15 protein-coding genes are annotated in these 24,994 nt (G+C 54.3%); 8 read left to right on the plus strand and 7 right to left on the minus strand.

Annotated features, from left to right (window positions below):
- Positions 1-85: 85 nt before the first annotated feature.
- The 3 genes from Q8902_07345 to Q8902_07355 all read right to left on the minus strand — a co-directional run bounded on the left by Q8902_07345 (position 86) and on the right by Q8902_07355 (position 5,028).
- A complete protein-coding gene (locus tag Q8902_07345; GenBank protein MDP4199368.1) occupies positions 86-2,137 on the minus strand; it encodes a T9SS type A sorting domain-containing protein in 2,052 nt (683 codons plus the stop codon).
- A gap of 209 nt (positions 2,138-2,346) precedes the next feature.
- The gene (locus Q8902_07350; GenBank protein ID MDP4199369.1) at positions 2,347-4,362 is read right to left on the minus strand and encodes a T9SS type A sorting domain-containing protein; all 2,016 of its coding nucleotides are present in this window, start codon (positions 4,360-4,362) and stop codon (positions 2,347-2,349) included.
- Between the two features lie 198 nt (positions 4,363-4,560).
- Positions 4,561-5,028 (minus strand): hypothetical protein, encoded by a 468-nt coding sequence (locus tag Q8902_07355; GenBank protein MDP4199370.1) that lies wholly within the window; start codon positions 5,026-5,028, stop codon positions 4,561-4,563.
- Between the two features lie 175 nt (positions 5,029-5,203).
- Here Q8902_07355 and Q8902_07360 point away from each other — a divergent pair, with 175 nt between their 5' ends.
- A complete protein-coding gene (locus tag Q8902_07360) occupies positions 5,204-5,899 on the plus strand; it encodes a porin family protein (protein MDP4199371.1) in 696 nt (231 codons plus the stop codon).
- Between the two features lie 503 nt (positions 5,900-6,402).
- Here the strand turns inward: Q8902_07360 and Q8902_07365 are convergent.
- The gene (locus Q8902_07365) at positions 6,403-7,569 is read right to left on the minus strand and encodes a VWA domain-containing protein (protein MDP4199372.1); all 1,167 of its coding nucleotides are present in this window, start codon (positions 7,567-7,569) and stop codon (positions 6,403-6,405) included.
- Positions 7,570-7,707: 138 nt separating this feature from the next.
- Between Q8902_07365 and speY the strand changes: the two genes are divergently transcribed.
- Positions 7,708-8,823: a deoxyhypusine synthase gene (speY, locus tag Q8902_07370; GenBank protein MDP4199373.1), complete on the plus strand. Its 1,116-nt coding sequence runs from the start codon at positions 7,708-7,710 to the stop codon at positions 8,821-8,823.
- 168 nt (positions 8,824-8,991) lie between these two features.
- On the plus strand, positions 8,992-10,179 hold the full coding sequence (locus Q8902_07375) for a citrate synthase (GenBank protein ID MDP4199374.1): 1,188 nt from the start codon (positions 8,992-8,994) through the stop codon (positions 10,177-10,179).
- 401 nt (positions 10,180-10,580) lie between these two features.
- On the opposite strand, the gene Q8902_07380 is transcribed toward Q8902_07375, so the two are convergent.
- From Q8902_07380 to Q8902_07390, 3 genes are all read right to left on the minus strand, one after another.
- Positions 10,581-11,999 carry a rhodanese-like domain-containing protein gene (locus Q8902_07380; protein ID MDP4199375.1) on the minus strand — a complete coding sequence of 473 codons (1,419 nt, stop codon included), beginning with the start codon at positions 11,997-11,999 and terminating at the stop codon, positions 10,581-10,583.
- A gap of 139 nt (positions 12,000-12,138) precedes the next feature.
- The gene (locus Q8902_07385) at positions 12,139-14,871 is read right to left on the minus strand and encodes a T9SS type A sorting domain-containing protein (protein MDP4199376.1); all 2,733 of its coding nucleotides are present in this window, start codon (positions 14,869-14,871) and stop codon (positions 12,139-12,141) included.
- Between the two features lie 19 nt (positions 14,872-14,890).
- Entirely contained in the window at positions 14,891-18,208 is a 3,318-nt protein-coding gene (locus Q8902_07390) for a hypothetical protein (GenBank protein ID MDP4199377.1), read from the minus strand.
- A gap of 216 nt (positions 18,209-18,424) precedes the next feature.
- Here Q8902_07390 and Q8902_07395 point away from each other — a divergent pair, with 216 nt between their 5' ends.
- The 5 genes from Q8902_07395 (at position 18,425) to Q8902_07415 (ending at position 24,991) form a co-directional block, all read left to right on the plus strand.
- Entirely contained in the window at positions 18,425-19,153 is a 729-nt protein-coding gene (locus Q8902_07395) for a sugar phosphate nucleotidyltransferase (protein ID MDP4199378.1), read from the plus strand.
- A gap of 38 nt (positions 19,154-19,191) precedes the next feature.
- Positions 19,192-20,220: a dTDP-glucose 4,6-dehydratase gene (locus Q8902_07400; protein MDP4199379.1), complete on the plus strand. Its 1,029-nt coding sequence runs from the start codon at positions 19,192-19,194 to the stop codon at positions 20,218-20,220.
- Between the two features lie 7 nt (positions 20,221-20,227).
- Complete coding sequence (locus tag Q8902_07405; protein MDP4199380.1) at positions 20,228-21,073, plus strand: sugar nucleotide-binding protein; 846 nt, start codon at positions 20,228-20,230, stop codon at positions 21,071-21,073.
- Between the two features lie 74 nt (positions 21,074-21,147).
- Positions 21,148-22,983 carry a long-chain fatty acid--CoA ligase gene (locus Q8902_07410; GenBank protein MDP4199381.1) on the plus strand — a complete coding sequence of 612 codons (1,836 nt, stop codon included), beginning with the start codon at positions 21,148-21,150 and terminating at the stop codon, positions 22,981-22,983.
- Between the two features lie 7 nt (positions 22,984-22,990).
- The gene (locus tag Q8902_07415; protein MDP4199382.1) at positions 22,991-24,991 is read left to right on the plus strand and encodes a hypothetical protein; all 2,001 of its coding nucleotides are present in this window, start codon (positions 22,991-22,993) and stop codon (positions 24,989-24,991) included.
- Positions 24,992-24,994: the final 3 nt, after the last annotated feature.

Raw genomic sequence — 24,994 nt, forward strand, 5'->3', positions numbered from 1 at the left:
ACCCGTCTTGACTACTCAATTAATACCTATAACAACAAAACCCCCCGCCGGTTAGGGCGAGGGGTTAAGGAGTCGGACGGTACTCTTATCGTGCGAGAATGAGGCGCTTCAATAGGGTAAAGGCAGTGCCGTTTTCGTCCACTCCGTTCGCGCGGACGATATAGATGCCATCGCTCAGGCCAGTCGGATCCCATGAACTGGTGAGGGCATTCGGCATGACTGCCACACGATTGCCGAGGACATCGAAGATCTCGATGGAAGCCTTCGTGGCACTGGCGAGCATCATGGTGACCGGTCCTTCAGAGGGATTGGGGACAAGGCTCAAGCTTGCTGGACTGGAGGACATGATGGAGTTGACGCCGGAGTTTGCCGACTTCGTATACAACGCTTCGAGATTATAGACCGGGAAGCCCTGAAGGTTATGGCTCGCCTCGATCGTCAGCGAATCGTGATAGAATCCGCTCGTATCGCCACTGAACTGGACGATAACGCCGAAGTTTTGGCTCGACGTGATGGTGTCTGGCAGTGCATGCGGCAACGTGCCCGCGATGCTGAAGTGCGTGCCCTGCGAGAGCTTGACGCCATTCGATGGGATGATCACCGATCCACCATAGTTGTTGACGAACCAGAACGTATCCAGCGTGACCTGCGAAGATGTTGTCATTGCCAGCAGTTCAGTCTCCGCTGGGAAGAGTTGGAGCCCACTCGACGACGAATCGAGCGCGCGACCGCGGAATGTGATTGTGGAAGTGCAGTTGTCTCCATCCGAGAGCGAGATATAGCCCCAGTAGACCCCATTGCCGTATCTTCCTTGTCCCGCCGGTGTTGCGCGGAAGCGCACCGGGATGGTGTCGCCGGCATGGACCCGCGTGGGCAGCGATGGACTAATCACTTGAACCGAGCCGCTATCGGTCATGAACAAATAGGTGGTCCGCAGGATGGAATCCTTGTGGACGATAGCATACTCAGTCGCTTCGACATATCCACCGATGAGCACATCGTCGAGCACGACAGTATCGCCGAGGAGCTTGACGCACGAGGGCGTGTATCCTGTTGCCGTTGCATAAATTCTTCCCGACATGCCGGACGAATCGAGCCAATCGACATCCACATCCGCGCTGGAGCCGCCGAAGAAGCCCACCGCCGGATTGTAGCAAATGGAGAACGTATTCGTGGATCCTGCTGCCAGCCAGAATGGTGTGGACGGCACACTACTGAGCGACCAGTCATAGTCTGCCGAAATGTTGATCGCAGTAATTTGGATGGCCTTCGAGGTGGCATTCGTTAGCGTCACCGGGCCACACGTCGTGTCACCCTGCTGCACCTGACCCAACGCGGGCGCGGTGATACCTGGAATGTAGCTTGGGGGCGCAAACAGCGGGTCCGTTACATATATATGGATGACGGTATCCTGATAGTATGGAGTGTAGCACACGATGTTCACCGTTGCGGTGTCGCGCCAGACGCCGTGCGGATGGTATGTGATCGTCAGGGTTCTGGAACCACCTGCGGCCATCGTAGCCAGGAGTCCACCGCCACCGTTAATATCCCAATTGGTGCTATCCAGCAAACTGATAGACACAGTGATGGTTGATGTTCGGTGATTCAGGACATAGACCGTGCCGGATGAGGACGTCCCGCCGGAATCGCGGCGGACAGTAATATGTGGAAGCCCGTAATTCCAATTGAGTAAGTAGTCCACCGTATCGGTGACATGCGGTCCGTATCCCGTTAGATAAATCGTATCGATACGGTGGCTATCATGCAAAATGAGCACGGCCGTCGAGGTGTCGTCCAAAGCGGAGGAGAAGTACACACCCAAATAACGCGTGTTCCGCACGATTCCGGTATCTTGCGAAGAATCCGCCCAGTAGATGCTCGACTGATCCAATGTAAAGTTGGAGCTACCACTCAGAGTGGCGAAGACGGTCAGTGCTGTGGTGCCACCGGTCCGAGTTAAGGCTAGTGCCGTGGATCCGTTGGTAGACCACGTATATTGATGAGATCCGCCATAGCTGTAGGAGACAAAGGCACTCGCGTTCTGTGTCGCCGCGGCAAGTAAGAGAGACACAAGCACGAGAGATAAAAATGCCAGCGCGCGTGGGGCACGACGGGAGTGTTGTATCGAATGTTCCATGGTAAGCTGCAATAGGTTTGGATGTTCGAATGATCGCTCATTCTTCAAGACTCAACGGGATAACCCGGTAATCAAACAGAAGTTACAAAGTTTGACTACTCAAAAACTACCTAGATCGTATGGTCGATGGATGCGAGGAACGTCTCCGAACGAAGAAGGGACCTCCGACCCGGCGGTCGGCGGTCCCTTATGATACACGCTCGTTGCGGTTATCGAGCCAGCACGAGTCGCTTTGAAATCGCGAATGGATCGCCGTTCTGGTCCATCCCGCTGGCACGGATGATATAGATGCCCCCGCTCAGGCCGGTCGGGTCCCACGAACTGGATATCGCATTTGGCATGACCGCAACACGGTTGCCGAGCACATCGAAAATATCGATCGATGCCCGTTCAGCATTGTCGATGGAAATCGCAACCGGTCCGAGGGCCGGATTCGGGGCAAGCCAAATCTGTGCGGGGCCCGCGATCGCAACCCGGTGCACAGCAGCAGGAACGCCGGTGCGAACGGCTTCGAGATTGATCGGCAGCGATTGGATTGCGTAATCCGCATCGATATAGAGCGAGTCATGATAGAAGCCGTTCGTGTCACCGCTAAATTGCACGATCACACCGAGCTTCTGCGAAGATGTCAGTGTGTCAGGCACATTGCGTGGTATCTCGCCGAGGATACTGAAGTATGTGCCCTGCGCGAGATGCACACCGCCCAGCGGGATATGAACGGCCCCAGAGTAATTATTGACAAACCAGAAAGTATCGACCGTGACCTGGGACGAAGTTGTCAGTGCCAGCAGTTCTGATTGCGCCGGGAAGAGCTGCAAGTCACTCGTAGATGACTGCATCGATTGGCCTTGAAAAACGATCTCGCCACTCCAACCGGTATCTGACAGCGGGATGTAACCCCAGTAGTATCCCGCAGTATCCGCGCTCGGCGTCACGCGGATTCGGATCGAAACCGTATCACCGGAGTGCATCTGATGCGGCATGCTGGGAGCGATAATCGAGACCGAACCACCACCGGAGACATACGAACTGCCGCCAGCCAATGTCAGATTTTTATGCGCCACAAAAATGGCTGTGGCTTCAACATACCCGCCGACGATCACATCGTCGAGACGCAGCGAATCTCGAATCGCTTCGAGAGCCGCAGGCGTGTGGGCATAGGCATTATCCGCGACGGTCCCCGTCATGCCATTTGAATCCCGATAGGATACGTAAATGCGGTCCCCGGCATAATCTCCAATATCTCCTTGTGGAGGATGGAAGCAAACCGTGGCAGTTCTGGAGCCACCGGCCGGGATTGCGAATGGCAGCGGGTCGAATTGTAGACTCCAGTATGTCGAGTCGGACGCACGGATATACGTGATCGTAATCGCCTGAGACGTATGATTACTGATGGTCACCGTCCCGCACGCTGAATCTCCCGGCTGTACCTCGCCCAGATCGGGAGCGGTCACGGTAGGAACATAGGACACCGGTGCATAGTGGTTGTCCGTTGCCTGAACCGTCACGATCCTTTGCTGATAGTAGGGCGAAGCGCAAGTTAGGGTAATTGTGACGTTATCGTGATAGACTCCGTGCGGTTTGTAGTTCACATTGAAGGCTCGGCTTCCAAAACTCGAGACCAGAATACTCTCCGAGCCGCCGTGGCCATCCAGATCCCAGTTGGTACTATCACTAAGCCGCGCCACAACATAAATGCTACTGGATTGGCGATTGTAGAGCCATTCGCTCGTTGTTCCGCCGAGTTGAGTCGAGTCACTCACGAAGATGGACAGCGCCGTATCCGAGACCGTGAAGTCCCTCGAATCCTGAGTGCCATATCCGATCAGTTCGATCGTATCTCTCACAACGCTATCGGAGAGCACCAGGTAGGCGATGGAAGTATCGTTCGCGCTCGAAGAGAACCGCACTGAGAAATACCGTGGGAACATGTAGCCGGTATCTTGGGAGGAATCAGGCCAATAGACATTCTGGTAGTCAAGGCTAAACTTCTTGCTGCCAGATAGATACGCATCGACCGATAACGGCGTATATCCTCCGATGCGATTGATAGTTACGGTCTTCGCGCCATTGCTGGTCCAAACGAGTTGATGCGATCCCGTATAAGAAAACGTCACCAGGGCTCGCGCGTCACGTTCCGTGCATAGCATGAAGGATACCAGCAGGAGAGACATAAGACACATCGCACAGGCACCGCGCCAGATGTGGCGAATCGAATATTTCATGGTAAAATAGCAGTAGATTTTGATACAATGAATGAGCGATCATTCACACAAGCTCGCACAATAACCCGGTAATCGGCAAGATGTTACCACTCCTGACTACTCAAAAACTACTTAGACGGAAGCGACAACAGAAAAAAGTGCTAGCGTGCTGTCATCCGCAGCACGCTAGCACTTGAGAATTATCGTCGTTAGGGGCGATTAATCGCCGTCATCGCCGCGATCACCTTTCCCGTTCTTTGCCCAACCCGTATGTTTTCCGTTGTCGTGATGGGCATTTTCCGCATAGCCGTTATTATTGCCATCGTTGTAATAGCTTCCGTTATATGCGGCAAGCTGCTGCTCTAAGTCCCGCTCCCGTTGATCGAGCTGCGCGAGTTCCGCGCGAAGTTGTGCCTTATGCTGGCGGATCGCGTTGAGTTGGGCCTGCGCCTGGTTCGGATTGTAGACCGGCGTATAGCCAGGATTATATGGTGTATATGGCGCCGGAGTCGTTGGTACGTATATCGGTGTCGTACCCGGAACGGTTGGAACCGTCGACGGATAGGTCGTCCCGCCATTACTTGGCGTTCGCGGACGCGTGCCCGGACCAGCCGTTTGCGCGTAACCGTATTGTCCAACAAGCAGTGTGATGAGTGTGAATGCTAAAATGGTTGTGATTCGTCTCATATCGAGTACAAGTTAGTGATGTACCTTGTATTCGTACAACTGCCGCGCCTCGTTTCATGAGGCGTGGCCCAAATGACCTGAATAGCGATTCACCGGAAACTCACGATAGATTCGTACGCCCCGGCAAAGTTCTTGTGCATGTCACAGCGTAGCTCACTTTTCCAAACTACATATTATGCGACACTTACGATTGATGGCCCTCGGGCTTTTCCTTCTCACAATCGCGCCGGCACTGGCATCAGCGCAACGCTATGCGTATACACCACAGCCATCCACGATGATCGGGGTGCGCGGTGGACTCGGCATTGCCAATGAAGCGACGCCACTCTACACGAACTTTACCGTTTCGAGCCATACCGGATTTCTACTCGGCGGACAGCTCGACTACTGGTTTCAACCTCAATGGGCGCTGAGCGTACAACTTCTCTATAATCAGAAGGGCGATCACCTCGATGGAGTCAGTCCGGACAATGGTTTGCCAGAAACAGATGACTTCACACTCGGCTATATCGAAATACCTGTGCTGGCTAAGATTGCACTCGGCACGAGCAATGTGAAGCCATACTTCTTCGCCGGTCCGGATGTCGGAATCCTGCTTGCAGCGAGCGACCATCAGGTGCAGACCTCCGGCGGAGCGACATACTTCGACCAAACGGTCGATGTGAGCAACAGTTTTAACTCGCTGGACTTATCGCTGCTCTTCGGCGCGGGTGTGTCGTATCAAATGACCGGCGGTCCGCAACTCTTCCTCGATGCCGGCTACGCACTTGGCTTAGTCAATGTCGAGAAGACGGCGGCGACTGGAGTAAACGAGTCACTCATGTCGCGAGACATTCGCATCGCGGCCGGGGCGATGTTTCCGCTGCAATAAAATGCTCTTGTAGCGGATTGTATTCGGGGAAGTAGCTAATCCCTGCTTCCCGGATATTTCTTCTTCCGATTCCGCACATAGTCGACAAAGACGAACGGGCCCAGATCATTCAGCCCGGAGTAATATGCGTGGCCTTTGTTGGATTTCGTGAGTATACACGGCGGCACGCACTTTCCGGTTATCCTGGCAGAGGCCGTGCGCGGCGGAGCCTGCCCTGAGCCTGTCGAAGGGTCTCTACAATTAAATCAATAATTCATCGAAAATGTGCTATGCCGGAGGTATCGAACCATGTTATATTAGATGGAAGGGGGTCTCTTCGCTAATTACCAATGACGAATTATGAAGTGCAAATGCGGTGCAATGTCGGCTTATTTGCAATGAGAAAACAGACGCCTATCTAGGGGACACCGCAGCTGTTTCATGAAAAATTTCCCAAAACGTAATATAAAAATATATAGCGTGTCTGTTGGAACAGTGAGTAAAAAAATCGCGAGCCAAGCGAGTCAATCCCTGCTCCCCGGATATTTCTTCTTCCTATTCCTTACATAATCGACAAAGACGAACTGCCCCAGATCATTCAGGCCCGAATAATAGGCGCGGCCTTTGTTCGACTTGGTGAGTTCTTCGACGAATCCGATGAGATACGGATCGCGGGCGACCATGAAGGTCGAGATCGTGATCTTCTCGCGGCGGCAGGCGAGCGCTTCATCGAGCGTCTTGTTGACGATCTTCGGATCGAGTCCGAACGAGTTCTTGTAAAGTCGGCCCGCATCATCGAACATCGCCGATGGCTTGCCATCCGTCACCATGAAGATCTGCTTATTTACGTTGCCCGATCGTATCAGCAATTGCCGCGCGAGCCGAAGTCCCGCTTTGGTGTTCGTGTGAAATGGTCCAACTTCGAGGAACGGCAGCTCGCTTACGGTGATGAGCTTCGCCTCATCGCCAAACGTGACGACGTAAAGTTGGTCCTTCGGAAATTTGGTTTTGATCAGCTCCGAGAGTGCCAGCGCAACCTTCTTTGCCGGCGTGATACGGTCCTCGCCGTAGAGAATCATCGAATGGGAGATGTCGATCATGAGCACCGTAGCGCATGAAGTCAGGTGCTCGGTCTCGTAAATCTCAATATCATCTTCTTCTATGCTGACAAAAGATGAAGGATGAGTGATGAAGGATGAAGGTTCTGATCGGTCATCATCATCGTTCTCTCGGAGTGCTCGTTTCTGTGCATTCAGGAATGTCTGGGTAAAGTCGATGTTCGACGATTGATCGCCGAAGTTGTAGGGCTTGGTGTTCTGCGTCCGCTCGATGCCCGAGCCGGTGTGCGGGGTGTCGTGTGCGCCGCTTGGGGATTTGCGGAGCGAACGGAACATCTCCAGCAGTGCATCACGCCGAATGTTCTGAATTGCTTTGTTTGTCGGTTTGAGCAGGGCATTCTCGTCTTCTTCGATGAGGCCCATCCGCTTGAGTTCGTCCTTGAACATATCGAGCGTCATGTCGGGGCCGAAGATCTTGTATTGTTCGTCGAGATATCGCATCCATTCGAGGACTTCATTGACATCGCCGCTCGTCGTGAGCAACAACTGGCTAAACAGCCCGAGAAGCTGCTTCAGTCTGTCTTCGGCCGTTTGGCTCTTGCCGGGAATCCATTTGGAATAGGCGACGCGCATACTTAATCTAACTCCTTAGAGGTGAATGTGGTTTTGCACAGCGCTTCGATTGTCATTCCCGCGAAAGCGGGAATGACAGCTAATGAGCGGAGCGAAACCGAAACCATGCGTATTTTTGCGTCTAAACCTAACTACTACATGCGCTCACGCTCCAGATATCTACAAGGAAAACCGATCGTTCCGAAACCCATGCCGCGCGCGATGAAGGTCGCGGATCTAGTCGATGACTACTTCCAGGCCTACAATGCAGGCCGATTGCATGAGGCTTGCCATCTCATGACCGAACGGATGCTGGGCGACGATGTGACCATTGGCCTCTCGCTTACCGGTGCGCTCACACCTGCGGGGCTCGGCGGCTCGTGCCTCGTACCTATGATCGAAGCCGGGTTCATCGACTGGATCGTCTCGACCGGTGCAAATCTCTATCACGATACCCACTTCGGCATCGGCAAAACGCTCCGTCGAGGCAAACCGAATATGGATGATGTATTGCTGCGGAAGGATGGCGTGATTCGGATCTATGACATTCTCTTCGAATACGATGTGCTGCTCGATACCGATGCGTTCTTCCGCAAGATCATTGCTGGTCCGGAGTTTCAGCGACCAATGTCGAGCGCGGAGTTTCATTACCTGGCAGGCGGCTACGTGCGCGCCAGGGAGAAGCAACTACGCATTTCGCATAAGTCCCTAATCTCAACTGCCCACGAATATTCCGTCCCAGTCTATACCAGTTCACCTGGCGATAGCTCGATTGGCATGAACATAGCCGCAATGGCGCTGCAAGGCAACAAGCTGGTAATCGATCCGAACCGCGATGTTAATGAGACGGCAGCGATCGTCCTCGGAGCCAAACGCGGCGTGACCACAAAGCGCAAAGGCAAATCCGCCGTCTTTATCTTAGGCGGTGGGAGCCCGAAGAACTTTCTCCTGCAGACTGAGCCGCAGATTCAAGAAGTCATGGGCATCGAGGAGAAGGGCCACGACTTCTTCCTTCAGGTCACAGATGCCAGGCCGGATACCGGGGGACTCTCAGGCGCGACGCCATCGGAAGCGGTTAGTTGGGGCAAGATCGATCCGGATCAGTTGCCGGATACCGTCGTGTGCTATGTGGATTCAACCATCGCGCTGCCGATCATCGCGCAGTATACGCTATCGAGACATGAGAAACGCAAACCGAAACGGCTTTACGACCAGATACCGAAGTTGATGGCAACGCTCGAACGGGAGTATCACAAAGCTCAGAAGCGCAAGTAGGATGGCCCGGCCTTGTCCATCCGCAATGTGTCGGCCGCGATCCAGTCTAAACCTCGCAATCGAACGAATTTTTTCCCCGGCATTCTGTTTACCGCACCGCCCGGTGGCGTGGGCCCATAGATGGCCCGCCGTCCCAGGCACTTACACAATCTATATCCTCCATCGACCATGGCTGAAGAACACGCTGTAGCGACACTCACCACACCCACCAACTCACACAACGGCACGTCCAAACCAGCTCCGCAAAAAGCGGGACTCGAAGACGTCGTAGCCGGTCAAAGCTCCATCTGCCTGCTCGACGGCAAGCGAGGAATTCTCGCATACCGCGGCTACGATATCCACGATCTCGTCAAAGGCTCATTTGAAGAAACAGCATACTTGCTCCTGTATAGCAAGCTGCCGAATACCTCCGAACTCGCTGAGTTCAACGCCAAGCTCGTCAAGAGTCGTAGCGTGGCAAAGCCGGTCATGGACCGGATCAAAGAGATGCCGCGCAACATCCATCCGATGGCTGCGCTCCGCACACTTGTCAGCGAAGCCGGGCTCTACGATACGCAAGCCGAGGACATGTCACGCGAAGCGAACATCGAGAAGAGCATTCGCATGATCGGGATGTTCCCGCTGCTGGTTGCATACTACGATGCCTCGCGCAATGGTCGCGAATTCCTGCAGCCAAAGGCCTCGCTCGGACACGCGGCCAATTTCCTCTATCTCTTGCTCGGCAAAGAACAGGACGCCGAAGTCGTCAAGATGTTCGACTCGGCGCTCATCCTTCATGCCGATCATGAGTTTAATGCTTCGACCTTTACCGGCCGCTGCATCGCAGCGACGCTCTCCGATATTTACTCCGCCGTTACGGGTGCCATTGGCGCACTCAAAGGGCCGCTCCATGGCGGCGCCAACGAGCAGGTCATGAAGATGCTGCTGAAGGTCGGCGATCCGAAGAAGGCCAAAGAATGGATCACCGATGCACTTGCGCGCAAAGAGAAGATCATGGGCTTTGGCCATCGCGTCTATCGCACCGAGGACCCGCGCGCTACGCATCTGCGCCAGTTCTCCGAGCGCATGGGACAGCGTACTGGTCAGCCGCAATGGTACGAGATGTCCAAGACGATCGAGCAGTTTATTCTCGAAGAGAAACACCTCTACTCGAATGTGGACTTCTATTCCGCGAGCACCTATTATATGATGGGTATTCCGCTCGATCTCTATACGCCGATCTTCGCGATCAGCCGCGTATCCGGATGGACGGCGCATTGCCTTGAGCAATATGCGAACAACCGCATCATTCGCCCGATGGCCGAATACACCGGTCCGGTCGATAGCGTGTGGAAGCCAGCCGCTGAGCGCGCCTAAGAGCAAATTCCTCTTTACCAAAGAAGGATGAAGGTGAAGACCTTCATCCTTCTTCTTTTTTTTTACCTCTCGATTCGTATTCTTATTCGATGTTAATCCGATAGTGTGGTGGATTACCAGAGTAAGTTATCCGAAATCACTCATCGGGTCCACTGCAGATCGATCAATGGCCCGCCGCTTGGATACCTTCTCCCTATGGCGAGAATCCCTTTCCGTTTCTTTGCGCGGGTCATTTTGATGACTGCTTCCTCTGTTTTTGCAATTCTATCCCTTTCTACTCATATTCAGGCGGAAGAGGTTGTCTATGCCGTCGCATCAATTGCCGCCGTCATGCTGGCAAGCATGTTCAGAAAGAATGTTCATCATCATAGGCACGCCCGGGCAATCAAAGAGCAAACGCATCAGGCAGGGACTTCCTGATGCGAAACTATGGATCCTTCCAGAAATGGTCGAATGCCGGCATAACCGCCATGGACGTTTCGGATCCGATTGAAACCATAACGGCTCAGAATACTGGCTGCAACCATCGAGCGATAGCCCCGGGCGCAATGGACCAAGTACTCAGCTTTAGGATCGAGTTCAACGATGCGCTCCTCCAATTCTGCAAGCGGAATATGAACGGCGCCACTGACATGCTCGGCCCCGAACTCGGTGGCATTCCGAACATCCAATACTGGTGCGCCATGGGCATAGAGCGATGCGAATTCCTCGGGATCGATAGATTGAATTCCCTCAACCGCACGGCCGGCATTTTTCCATGTGTCAAATCCGCCATCGAGAAAGCCGATCACATTTTCATAGCCGATTCGGGCCAGCCGGCTGATGGCTTCGGCTTCCTGGGCGGCCGGTGCAACGATCACCAGCGGGCTGGAAATATCAAGCAAGGTGCCGGCCCACCAGGCGTAACTTCCATTCAGGCCGATATTGATCGAGCCGGATATATGCCCCTGTTCGAACGAATCGGCAGCGCGTGCATCGAGGATCAAAGCGCCTTGTGTCAGTGCCTGATCGAAGGCTTCGAGTGTTAACGGTTGAACATTCCGGCTGAGAACTTCAGCGAGCGGCGCATAGCTGGTCTTGTTGATTGCAGCATCTTTGAAGTAATATCGCGGTGGGGCCGAAAGGTCATTCGTCAGCATTGCGATAAATTCCTCCCGTGGCACAGCCATACTTGCCGCGCGCAGTGCATAGTTTGCAAGCTTCTGTTGCCCAATTGTGGAGACTGTTTCTTTGCCGATGTTCTTTCCACAGGCTGAGCCTGGACCATGTGCCGGATAGAGGATCACATCATCCGGCAACGGGGCAATCTTTGTTCGAAGTGAGTCGTACATCATCGAGGCCAGGGACTCCTTCGTCATCTTGCCATCGAGAAGATCGGGGCGACCAACATCGCCGACAAAGAGTGTGTCGCCGCTGAAGAGAGAATGCGGTTTGCCGTGTTCGTCATTGAGCAGATAGCAGACCGATTCCGGCGTGTGTCCCGGTGTGTGGAGTATTTCGATTTCCAAAGTCCCAATTTGGAGTCGTTCGCCATCCTCCGCTTCGTGGAATGGGTAATCCGCTTTGGCGCCGGGACCGTAGACGATCGGTGCGCCGGTCGCGGCGGTAAGATCGAGATGGCCCGATACAAAGTCGGCATGGAAATGCGTCTCGAGGATATACTTTATTGTGGCTCCGCGGTCGGAAGCCAGAGCAACGTACTGGTCCGTCTCTCGGATCGGATCGATGATAACGGCTTCCCGCCGGCCTGTTGCACCAATCGATTCAACATAATAGGCAGCTTCGGCAAGGCAGTTCGTATAGAGTTGTTCGATATACATAAGGGATCAATCTGTAATCAATGCGACATGCAACGAAGTGAGCCGGAAGCAATCTCGTTCCCAAAGCAACTACCATGCTTAGCTTTGCCTCGGCGTCAACAACAGTTAGATCGGAAGCAGGCGCCAGGCCTAACACATTTCAATGGATTATCTGCACCCGCCGCGAGGCGCTGAAACCTCCATTCGAAATTCGAAGGTAATAGGCTCCCCCTGGTAGAGTAGATACATCGATCTGTAGCGCCGTGCCGTGCGCGTCCTGAGCCGGAACAGCCGCGCGTCCCAGGACATCATACATCTCCGCGTGGAAGGTGGCGTTCTCGCCATCTTCCACGGCGCCCACCACGTGGACTTCAAGCTTATCGTTTGCAGGATTCGGACGAATGTCATCAATCGTAAATGCGCCTTGTGACATCACCTCTCCCATGGGACCAAAGCCGCAAGCAGAAATAAGGACGAAGTTCGAACCGGACGTATCGATCGACGCGATGCATGCAGGCAGAAGGCCCGTCTGATTCTCGAATGTGACATTCGAGAGTTGGAGGGTGGTTGTCTGCATCGAAGCAAGATACACTTTGAATGTAAGGATACCCACTGTATCGCTTGCCGGCAATGGTGTAAGATTGAAATGCTGCACTTCTGCCGTGGGGTCGCCGGTCGTGCTCGTTGGCATAAGTCCGATACCTGCGAAGCTCAGGAAATCATCGTTGTGCGTGAGATCGAAATGAATCGCAGTGAAGGGTCGGAGTGCGGCGCTCCGGTGTCGCAGGACCACGTACACGGTCACGGTTTGGCCAGGCTTCACGTTGTCCGGATGAGAAAGTACAATCGAAAATGGCTCCGGATATACAATGCTCGCACGCAACGGGATGGGTTGAAATGCGCTATCGGCGTTCGTGCGGAATAGAAGTGCGGCGCTGATACTCGCGGGATGGCGTGTCGTGTCCGGTATTGCTGTAATACGAACCTTCGCTGAGCTGCCGCCTGGCAGCACAAAGGGATAAGAGGTGTCGGTCACAAAGTTGCCGTTCTTCGCACCAATCGAATCGCCGAACACGATCACCGTATCGCATCCGGGATTGTAGAGTGTGATTGTTGTGTCGCGCTGTTGGCATACATACACGGTGCCGAACGAAAGGACCGAATCGGAAGTCAATACCGCAAGTCTCGGCAGCGCGGACAATCGAATCGGTATTCTTCTATAAAAGAACCCGAAGTTTGTGTCTACTCCCGAGGCATGTGGGAAGTAGTAGTAATTATTGAGTGTGGAATCCAGCCCAAGATAGTGTCCGAAGATCGTGATGCTGTCCGAAATATTGCCAACGATCCCGGTTGGATCGAACGCGAACAGCAATGAATCGTGATAGAGCATGCGGGCCGTATCAGGTATGGCCGAGACCAATCGAAAACGTGAAGCGATCGAGTCCGTAATCCACACCGAGTCGATCGCGAGCGTCTCGCAGGAATCGAGCGTGATGAGTGCCACCTCAGTGTCGAGCCTGCAACTACCGGCAAATGTTCGGGGCGGGGCGATCAGGGCGGTCGGAATGGTAACGACATGGACCGTCCGCGTCTCCGACCAGTCTGAACACTGCCAGTGATTATCGAATTTGAGTACCACATTGCTCACCGGGTGATGTGGATTGTATGCAAGCCAAAATGTATCCGCGGCTTGCTTGGTGAGAACTGTGGACGTGGGCCCGAGCAACGAAAAATCGCCGAGACTATCGCTCGCAATACTGATCTGTTCGCTCATGCTGTCAACATCCGACCAGAAAGGGATCGGAATCCGCATCGCATTGCACATGGAAGTAAGTTCGAGTGGAATATTGAATGTATCCTGCTGCATGAGCGGCGCGCCGTTCGAGTCCGTCATGTTGGGGCCACTGTGGAGCATGTCATCACCGCCAGTGAAGGTCATCCAAATTTCGCGGTAGACCCCCCATGCCCCAACTTGCCGCAATACGCTCATAGCGGCGTGCTCGCCCATTGGTCCGAATGGATAAAGCAGATGCGGACCGTTAAGGACGGTGATGATCGACTTCCAGGTCAGGCCGTCATCGGTTGTGCGGTAGAGTCCACCGGTATCCGAGATGTATGCGGTGGTGCTTGCTCCTGTGAGCCATTCCGGAAATGGCCCGGAGCCGGTCGGGACCGTCCGCCAGGTCAAGCCAAGATCCGTCGAGCGAAAGACCGTGCCCCACGCGTTGGGACAGAGATACACACTCTTGCACCGGTCGGCAAAGGCTCCCGCACTGCTTGGATCAATTCCGTTAACGATGGACATCCAGGTCCTACCTCCATCCGATGAATAATAGATGCTTCCACTGCCCGTTGCGATGCAGTGCGTCGTATCCAGCCGCGCAAAAGTCTGCATGGGGTCTTTCAGGCACTGGATGTTACCGGCGGCATCCGCATAAATATCATTGGCATTATTCAGATGGAGTCCCGAGTATTGCCAATGCACGCCGGAGTCCGACGAGACGAGCACGTCCTGTTCCGTTGCGGCATACAGCTTTCCTTGAATGAATCGGATCTTCCGGACCATTGCGATGCCCGACGGCATCGTGGAGTGGGTCCATTTGCCACGCTTGGACAAATAATAGATAGTATCGGTGGGGATTCCTGGTGTGAGCGCTGCAAGGCCATGCGTTGCGTCGAAAAAATAGAACGCGGTGACTTTCCATTCTTTGTCGAACTGAGAAATAAAGTTCTTCGTCAGTCCCGTCCCGCCGCACATCATCCATTCGGGACCACCGAGTCCGTTTTCGAGAGAGTCAGCCTGCGCCCGTGCGATATTCGCGCTGAAACTCATCGTGCAGACAAGCACCAGAATGCTGAGGATGAGACGTTTGATCCTCAGTGACGCTATCATGCTTGCTGGCCTATTGAGCCTATCGTTCAATCGACACACTCCGTGTTTGTGAATAGCCGTTGGAGAGGATGCGAAGATAATACAAGTCCGACGGAAGGGCACGAACATCGAACGTAAAGTGATCGCGCACAGATCTTTCGGACATTTCTTGTGGCGGAATCGCAACGCGCCCGAGGGCATCATACAACTCAGCATGAAACGTGGCGCCGGGTTCGGTACTAATCAAGCGCACGCTAATCTCATCATGTGCGGGATTGGGACGAACATCGTCGACCGTGAAGCTGCCTGAATTCAGGAAATCACGGATCATGCCATCGCTGCAGCCGGGAATATATCTGAAGATGGAACCCGTGTCCGCAAGCGAGCCGACGCAGTCGTTCGGCAGGTCGCGGCGGTTATCGAGCACGATATTCGAAAGTGTGAGCGGCGTCGTGTCTGCTCTCGCAAGATATGCTTTGAACGTCAACGTTCCGATTGTATCACTTGCCGGAAGCGAGTCGAGTACAAAGTGCAGCGTCATTTGTCCGTTGACGTTCGGTCCACTCGTACCCAGAAGTCCGGCACCGATCGCGGTGTCAAATGCGAGGAGATCATCATCATGGGTCAGATCGAACGAGAGTGAGCGAAGCGATGTGCCGCGTGCAGCAGCGCCGCCCGTGAGTACCAAGACGAATGTCACCTCTTTACCTGCGGGAGCACTTTGCTCGCTGAGTACGGCAATAGACAAGTGCTCGGGATAGATGACTTCAATCCATAAGTTGATCGTGTCGATTTGCAGAATAGAAGCTTCGCTATAAACAATCATCTTGCCGAAGATTTCCAACGGCGCGCCAGCTGTGTCGGGCGCGACATGAACGGTAATCGGTAGCGAACCAAACGGTGGAATGGAAACCGGGAAACTCGAATGGGAGGAAAAGGATGGATTCGTAAATGCGAGACTATCGAGCCAAAGCGTGTCGCAACCGGGATTCGCAATCGTCACGATCGTATCCCGGACTTGACACGTATACACGTCATTGAATACCGCACCATCCAGCGAGGCATCCAGGTAAGACTCGCCGGGAATGATCGTTCCGGCGACCCATAGACTTGTATCATGCAAGGGAGCGCCGCTATTCCGTGCATATTGGAAGTGGATGGAGCCCGAATGGAAGCCTTTGATTCGCCCTCCAAGACGAATTGTGAGAATAGTAGAATCACCAGGCAAGAGATCGGACGAGAGTGGCGATAGAAGTGAGAAAGACGTATCGACAGATCCACCGGCAGTGCCAGAAATCGTCGCTGGTGTGAAGAATAGTGTATCACATCCCAGATTGCGGATTGTGTCGCGCAGTATCATTTCCCCTTTGCAGAATGACACCAGACCCCCATCCAGCGCAGTGCTGGTCATTTCCAAAATGCCATAGTGCGGATAGCCGGTGGCTGCGAGTGGCAGAACGATCTGCTTGGTTTCACCGGAGACGACCCGCAAGGTGAGTGAGCCAGCAAATGCGCCAGTATCTGGCGCGCCGAACTCGATTGGAACCGATGCTGATTGACCAGCCTGAACGATAATCGGCAGAGGGATCGTTGGCCGCGTAAATCCACCGCCTGCGATCGAAATGCTCGTGATCGTGTCCGGCGTGCAGCCTTTGTTGATGAACGTGGCAGAGGTGTCCTGCAATCGCGCACAGAGAATTGGGCGGTCAACGGCAAGTACCGAATCCCGCGTGACGAGAGCCACGCTGGCAAGCGCAAACATGCGGATCGGGACGATCTCATAAAAGAAGGCGAAGTTCGTATCCTGACCCCACGAATGAGGAAAGTAGTAGAGCGTATCCAAGACCGTGTCGATGCCGAGATAGTGGCCGAAGACTTTCACGTTCTCCGAAAAGTTGGCAACAATTCCGGCCGGGTCAAATGAGAAGAAGAGCGAATCGTGATCGCCAAGGCGAGCCGTATCCGGAAGGGGGGAGGCAATTTTGAGACGCGCGGAAATCGAAGGTGGGATTTGCACAGAGTCGATCACGAGTGTCTGACACGAATCGATGAGAAGCCGTGCTGCCTCGGTGTCTGGTTTGCAATTGCCGGCAAGCGCCGGTGGAGGAGCGATCGTCGCTGTTGGTATCGTAATAATATGTACCGTTTGAAATTCCGGCCAGTCCGAGCACTGCCAGTGATTATCAATTCGGAGCACCGCGCTGCTCATCGTGTGATGCGGGGTATACGATAGCCAGAGCGTGTCATGTTGCCGAGTATTGAGATGGGACGACGTTCGCTGGGCGAGCGCAAAGTCTCCAAAGCTATCTCTGGCAATCGTAATTGTTGCCGATAACCCCTCAACATCACTCTCCAGCGGAATAGGAATGAGCAGCGGCTGGCATGGCGAAACAATCCTGAGAGGAACATCGAATGTATCATGCTGATTGAGCGGAGCGCCGTTCGAATCCTCCGTGGCCAGGGCGCCATGCAAATCATCCAGCCCGCCCGTTGTTGCCATGAAGATGAATCCATCCGGGATGACGACATGCTCACCCATTGGTCCAAACACGAAGAATGGGCTTGACCCATGATTCACGGTTATGACCGATCGCCAGGTCAGGCCATCATCCGTGGAGCGGAACATTCCAGCCATCGATGTCAAGTAGGTGGTTACGCTCGCACCTGCGACCCACTCGGAGCCTGAGCCGGAGCCAGTATTCTTCAAGGTCCAGGTCTTGCCGGAATCGACCGAGCGCCACGCCGTACCCCAGGAGTTTGGACAGACATACGCTTTGCGACATCGATCGGCAAATGCGCCCGTGCTCGCGAGATCGGCCACTGGGACGCCGGTCGTGGTCCAAGTGAGTCCGCCATCACTCGATATGTAGATATTACCCGTCCCTTGCGCGATACAGTTCAGCGTGTCGAGCCGAGCGAAGACCTTCATCGGATCGGTTAGGACCCGGATATTGCCTTTACCATCCGCATAGATGTCATTGGCGTTCGTAAGGCCAAGCCCGGAGAATTGCCACGTGCGGCCCGAGTCAAGCGAGAAGATGAGATCCGCATTCGTAGCGGCAAATAGCGTATCGTGGATGAGGCGGAGCGCACGTATCGAGGTTACGCCGGCAGGCGCAGAGACGAATTGCCAGCGGATTACCGGGTAACTAATGAGCGCAAATTGTCTGCCGCCAGCGAGTACCCCATGAATGGGATCGAAGAAGAAGATCGCGGTAGGCGAAAGCCCAATATTACCACCGACCATTTGCCACTGCGGCGAACTCTGCGCTCGAATACCATTTGCGTCGAAACTTGCCAGGCAACATAGCAGTGCGAATGCGCCTGAGACACGCCTAACCCATATCAGTTTTGACATTCTTCCGGTCCAATTGTAACAGAGGTCTCAATTATAGAAGACCAACGAGTCGGCAAAAGGTAACAGGTTAAGAGTCAATTTTATCGTCCAAACGGCCTATTTCCTCGAATTTGGCTTATCCAAGTACGGAGTATTGCGAAATTTAGGTACTCGAGTCTTCGTTCTCGGTCGCAATGACACTCAGGACTCAGCACTTAGCACTCAGGACTTAAGCCCTTGACCCCTGTAGGCATCATCCTCGCCGGCGGCTCCGGTTCGCGACTGCACCCATGCACGGCCGTGACGAACAAGCATTTGCTGCCCATCGGCGAAATGCCGATGATCTTCTATCCGATCAAAAAGCTCGTGGCTGCGGGCATTCAGGATATTCTGATTGTGACTGGCACCGAGCACATGGGCGATTTTCTCTCGCTGCTTGGCAGCGGTAAGAATTTCGGCTGCGCTCTCAGCTACCGCGTGCAGGATGAAGCCGGGGGCATTGCGCAGGCACTTGCACTCGCCGAGCGGTTTACGAACGCACAGCCGATGGTCGTTATGCTCGGTGATAATATCTTCGAGGACTCACTTTCGGCGATGGTCGGGGCGTTCACCGCGAACTCCGAGCATGCGCACATTTTACTCAAGGAAGTGCCGGATGCCGAGCGATTTGGTGTCGCAGAGTTAGATGGCGGGCGAATTGTTTCGATCGTCGAGAAGCCGGCGAAGCCCCGATCGAATTTTGCCGTAACTGGCATCTATTGCTATCCGCCGGACGTGTTCGATATTATCCGAGCACTCAAACCTTCCGCCCGAGGCGAGTATGAGATCACGGATGTGAACAATGTTTATCTCGGGAAGGGACGACTATCGGCTACCACACTTACTGGGTACTGGACTGATGCCGGGACATTCCCATCGCTGGCTCGGGCGAACGAACTGGTGAGGCAATCGCCACCGAAGTTTTAAACCTGGATTTCGCGTAATCCCCCTTAATCCGTGTAATCGTGGTTCTACTACTTACTGGCGCAGCCGGTTTTATCGGAGCGAACTTCGCGCATCTTGCGACTGCGCGCGGACACCGCGTAGTTATTTACGATGCGCTCACCTATGCCGGCAATCCAAAGAATATCGAGGGCATCGGCACATTTGTAAAAGGTGATATTCGAGATGCTTCCGCAGTGGCACGGGTGCTGGAGACCAAAGTGATACCGGGCTTCGCGGCCGGCGGCCATCACGCGTTCGATGCCATAATCAATTTTGCCGCCGAGAGCCACGTCGATCGCTCGATCGCCTCAGCAACGCCGTTCGTCGAGACGAACGTGCTGGGTGCCGTGACCATGCTCGAAATGGGTCGCACGCATGGCGTCCCGCTGTTCGTGCAAATTTCGACAGACGAGGTATATGGTTCGATCGAGGGGACGGCAAAGTCTACGTTCTCGTCGCCACTCAATCCTTCGAGCGCGTATTCGGCATCCAAGGCTTCGGCCGACTTGCTGTTGCTCTCATACCATCATACGCATGGCATGGATGTTCGCGTGACCCGCTGCACGAACAATTACGGTCGTTTTCAACATCCGGAGAAATTTATTCCAACGATTTTGCGATGTGCTCTGACGGGTGAGCCGATTCCGGTTTATGGCGATGGCCGACAGGTTCGCGATTGGATTCACGTGGACGATCATTGCGAAGGCATCTGGAGTGTGATCGAACGCGGAGAGGCAGGCGGAATCTATCATTTTGGAGGGCCAGGAATGGAGGGAAATGACATCGCCCACGATGCGGGAGTTGAGAACATCTCGCTGATTCATCTTTTGCTAAGAATTCTTGCCGAACGAACGGGACGAAAACTATCCGAACTAACGGCGCTTATTCAGCATGTTTCGGACCGCCCCGGCCATGACCGCCGCTACTCGCTCGATTGGGAAGACTCCCGGCGCGGGCTTGGATGGCAACCGCAGGTGACGCTTGAAGATGGCTTGCGACAGACAGTGGATTGGTGGCTGGCCAACCAAGACTGGTGGTCCGGCGTTTAATCACAGAATGCAAAAACTCCTTATTCTTGGTCGCGGGCAGATCGGATCGGCACTCGCGCAGGCCCTCTCGGAATTCGAAATTCACGTGTGGCCGAACGACATCGATGAGCTTTCGCAGGAAGCCATCGAGACGATTGCGCCCGAGGCAATCATCAACGCTGCAGGCAAAACCGATCTCGCCTGGTGTGAGGCAAACGCCAACGAAGCGGTGCGCTCGAACATGGAAGCGCCGATAAGACTCTACGAGCGCATCCTGGCGCACAATCGCGATCGTAGCGACCGCATTCGGTTCATCCAATTCTCGAGCGGTTGCGTGTGGGATGGGCCGTATAATGATCGAGGCGAGCCGTTTGGTCCTTACGATCCGCCAACTCCAGCCTGTCTCTACTCATGGACGAAAGCCGCGGCCGATGCAATGCTTTTATCTATTGATGCGAACCAAGTCGCGGTGCTCCGTGCTCGGCAGGTCTATTCCAGTGCGTCCGATGCCCGGAACACGCTTGTGAAGCTTTCGAGGTATCCACGCCTGATCGATACGCCGAACTCGATGACCAGCATGACGACGATTGAGAAGATGGTGCGGCATGTGCTGATGAACGAGGATTGGGCCGGTATATGGAATGTGTACGATCGTGGGGTAGTCACACCCTTTGAAGTGGGTGAAATGCTTTTTGAAGCAGGTCTCTGTTCGAGACCGGGTCATCTCTCGAAGGAAGAGCTTGACCAATTTCATCACCCCAAACGTGTTGACGTTGTATTGTTTGATGCACGCTTTGAGGCAGTCGTCAACCCGCCGAAAGCTCACGACGAACTGGAGCGAGCGATTAATCACCTTAGCCCGATACTTGCCTAAGTCTCTTCCGTCTGCGAGTGCGGACAAAACTGTTTCACGCCGGCTTGCATTTGGCAGTCCATTACGATTATCAGATGAATCAGAATCATCCGAGTCCAGCCAATCTAATTGAACCCTTCCTCGCTCGCGAGAAGAGTGCGCTTGCCGGCAAAGTCTATCTCCGGTACAAGCGCGTCCACGGCGAGCCGTTCCGTGACATGACCTATGCGGAGTTTTGCCGGGGTACGCGGGAGATCTTCGCCGGACTCGTATCGCTTGGTCTCACCCGAGGCGATCGCATCGCTCTCATCAGCGAGTCGCGCCCCGAGTGGCTCATGATCGAGTTCGCATCGCTCGCGCTGGGCACCGTACTCGTGCCAATGTTTCCGACGCTTACGGCACAGCAAGTGCAATTTATCGTGCACAACAGCGGTGCGAGAGTGCTCTTCGTATCGAACGACTTGCAGTTCGGCAAAGCGCTGAAAATTATGGGAGACTGTCCCGCGCTGGAGCGCGTGGTGATTCTCAACGACGCGAGCAACCTGGCGAAGTCCGATGCACGAATCATGCATCTTCGGGAAGTTCTCAGTGGGGCTCATCTGTCTCAAGGATCCCATCCGTCTCAGGATTTCGATAGCGAGGCAATCGCAGCCAAGCCCGAGGATGTCGCCCTGATGATTTACACGAGTGGCACAACGGGCAACCCCAAGGGCGTGATGCTTACGCACCGGAACATCCAGGCGAACATCGATGGGGCTCTGGCCGCACTGCCAGAACTTACCGATCGCGATACAGCGCTTTCCTTCCTGCCACTTTCGCATGCGTTCGAGCACCTGGCGATGCAATTCTTTTTTCAAATAGGATTTACGATCGGGCTGGCCGAGTCGGTCGATACCGTTGCGGATAATCTGCTCGAGATTCGCCCGACGATCATGACCGGCGTGCCGCGCTTTTACGAGCGGGTGCATACGCGGATCATGCGGATGCGCCAGCAAATTTCACCGCTTCGCCGCCATATATTCGATTGGGCGGTCGGCATCGGCGGCTTATGCGGTATGGCCATTGAAGGAAAGCAGGTGCCGCTCCACGCAAAACTGCTAAAGCGACTGGCCGAGCGGCTTGTCCTGCAAAAGATCCGCGAGCGGACCGGCGGGCGGGTTCGGTTCTTCGTCTCCGGCGCGGCAGCGCTTCCGGCTGATGTCGGACGTGCATTCGCAAGTTTTGGTCTTCCGATTATCGAAGGCTATGGCATGACCGAGTGCTCGCCGGTCATTAGTGTGAGTCCATACAATCATCTGAAGTGGGGGACGGTCGGCAAGCCGATCGGGAATATGCAAGTGAAGATCGCCGGCGATGGGGAAATCTTAGCGCGTGGCCCAAGTGTGATGAAGGGCTACTACAAAATGCCCGATGAGACGCGCGAGATCATCGACTCCGATGGCTGGCTGCACACCGGCGATGTTGGCGAGATCGATTCCGATGGATACATTCGTATCACGGATCGGAAGAAACATCTCTTCGTTTCGAGCGGTGGAAAGAACATCGCACCGGCACCGATCGAATCAGCGTTGCTGCAATCGCGCTATATCGAGCAGATCATGCTCATCGGCGATAAGCGGCTGTTCTGCACTGCGCTCATCGTACCCGATTTCGCCGCGCTCAGGGAAGATGGCAAAGCTTCCGGGGATCCGGTGGCGCTAGTCGAGCGTAACGTTGTGCGTGGCGTGATTCAGGAAGAGCTTGAGCGCCTGCAGAAGGAGTTCGCGAACTACGAGCGGGTCCGAAGGTTTGTATTACTTCCAGAGCCATTCACCGTCGAAAATGACATGTTGACCCCAACGCTAAAGGTAAAACGGAAGTCTGTCGAACAGCGTTACCGGGAATTGATCGAATCCCTTTACCTGCTGCGTCCTGCGAATGAACGAACATAGAGATCCCATGAAGATCATCCGATATCCAATTCTCATAAGTGCTTTCATAATCTCCGGCCTTGTGCCGCGAGCTTTCGCCCAATACGCGCCATATAATCTATCAGTGGCAGCGTCCGCCTCGATTCGGGAACAACCCCCTCAGATCATCCTCTCGTGGCTGCTCGATGACAGTGCCATGAGTTATTCGATCTTTCGGCGCGTCGCACAAAGTGGCGATCAGTGGAATCTCATGGCCGGGGTTGGCAAAGCGCTGACATGGACCGATACAACCGTTGAGACCGGTGTGGAATATGAGTACAGAATTCACAAAATATGGAGGCATGGAAGCACGAGTAATCTGCCGGGCGAGGGCTATCTCCAGACTGGAATTGACGTGCCGGCGGAAGAGTCGCGCGGGACGCTCGACCTGATTGTGGACGATACATTTGCGAACGACCTAAGTACAGAACTTGCCCGTTTGACCAGCGATATTCGCGCGGACGGTTGGTCCGTCGTTCGGCACAACGTGAAGCGATCGGATAGTGTCGAAGCGATTCGCGCCATCATCATGGATGATTATGCCGCGATTCCCGATTTACGAACCGTATTCCTGTTCGGTCATGTGCCCGTTCCATATTCTGGATTCCTCAATCCGGACGGACATCCCAATCATTATGGTGCCTGGCCGGCTGACATTTACTATGCGGACATGTCCGGGGATTATACAGATGTCCAATCGGACACGAGCTCTCTACATTCTGTCGCGGCAAATATTAATATTCCCGGGGATGGAAAATTCGATGAGACTGCCGTAGGCGGAGGGATTGAACTTGAAATTGGCCGAGTCGACATGTGGAATCTACCGTCATTTTCCAAGTCCGAAAAGGAACTGCTGCGTCAGTATCTCAACAAAGATCATGCGTTCCGAACAGGAGCTATGACAGCGCCAAGCCGCGCTCTTATTAGCGACAATTTCGGAACCTATGGCGAAGGCTTTGCGAGTTCGGGCTGGCGAAATTTCCCGAATCTCGTCGGAAAAGAGAATGTCAAGCAACTTGGGTGGTTCACGACGCTGGACACCGCGTCCTACCTTTGGGCCTATGGGTGCGGCGGAGGTTCCTTTACGAGTTGCGGTGGGATTGGAACAACGACGGATTTTGCCACCAAAGAGTCTCGAGCCATTTTCTCGATGCTCTTCGGCAGCTACTTCGGCGATTGGAATGTCCAGGATAACATCCTTCGCGCACCACTGGCCGGCGCAATGACGCTAACCTGCTGCTGGGCCGGTCGGCCGCAGTGGTACTTCCATCCAATGGCCATGGGTCATTCCACTGGTTATTGCACGCGATTGACTCAGAATAATCTTGGAGATTATGATCCGGGATACGGGGCCGGATGGGTCCACATTGCGCTCATGGGCGATCCCACATTACGGGAAGCGTTTAACGATCCTCCGTCGGAGTTCGCGAGTATCGCCGCGACGGTTGTCTCCAATCGGGCGGTGAATATCCGGTGGACCACACAGGCCTCAGTCGATGGATATAATATCTATCGCGCCCACCACACTTCGGATCCATTAGTGAAGCTCAACAGCGTCCCTCTGGCGACATTAGAGTTTACGGACAGTCTGCCCTTCCTCGATAGTAACATTTACGAAGTTCGTCCGGTCTCGAAGTCCGGTGGCGTTCATGGGAGTTACTATACTGCCGGTCAGGCAAGCAATCCCGTCACTGCAACAGGTCTAGCCGACGTGGCGCCTGCGACGTACACGAGCGCGGGCCTTCGAGTCGAATACGATGGACCGCTTGTTTCCATCTCGCTCCAATCTGGTTCTTCTATGCCCGGACGCCTCTCGCTCTACGATCTTACGGGACGAGAGGTCCTGACACTGGATGGATCTGTGGTCGGTAAAGGAATGCACAACTATATCATCGATACACGCGCTCAAAATCTTTCGTCCAGCATATATTTCGCGCGCTTTGTTGCGCCCGATGAACAAGATGTCGCAAAGATCCTCTTGAGCCGTTAGTGC

Source organism: Bacteroidota bacterium (assembly GCA_030706745.1).
GTDB lineage: Bacteria > Bacteroidota > Ignavibacteria > Palsa-1295 > Palsa-1295 > PALSA-1295.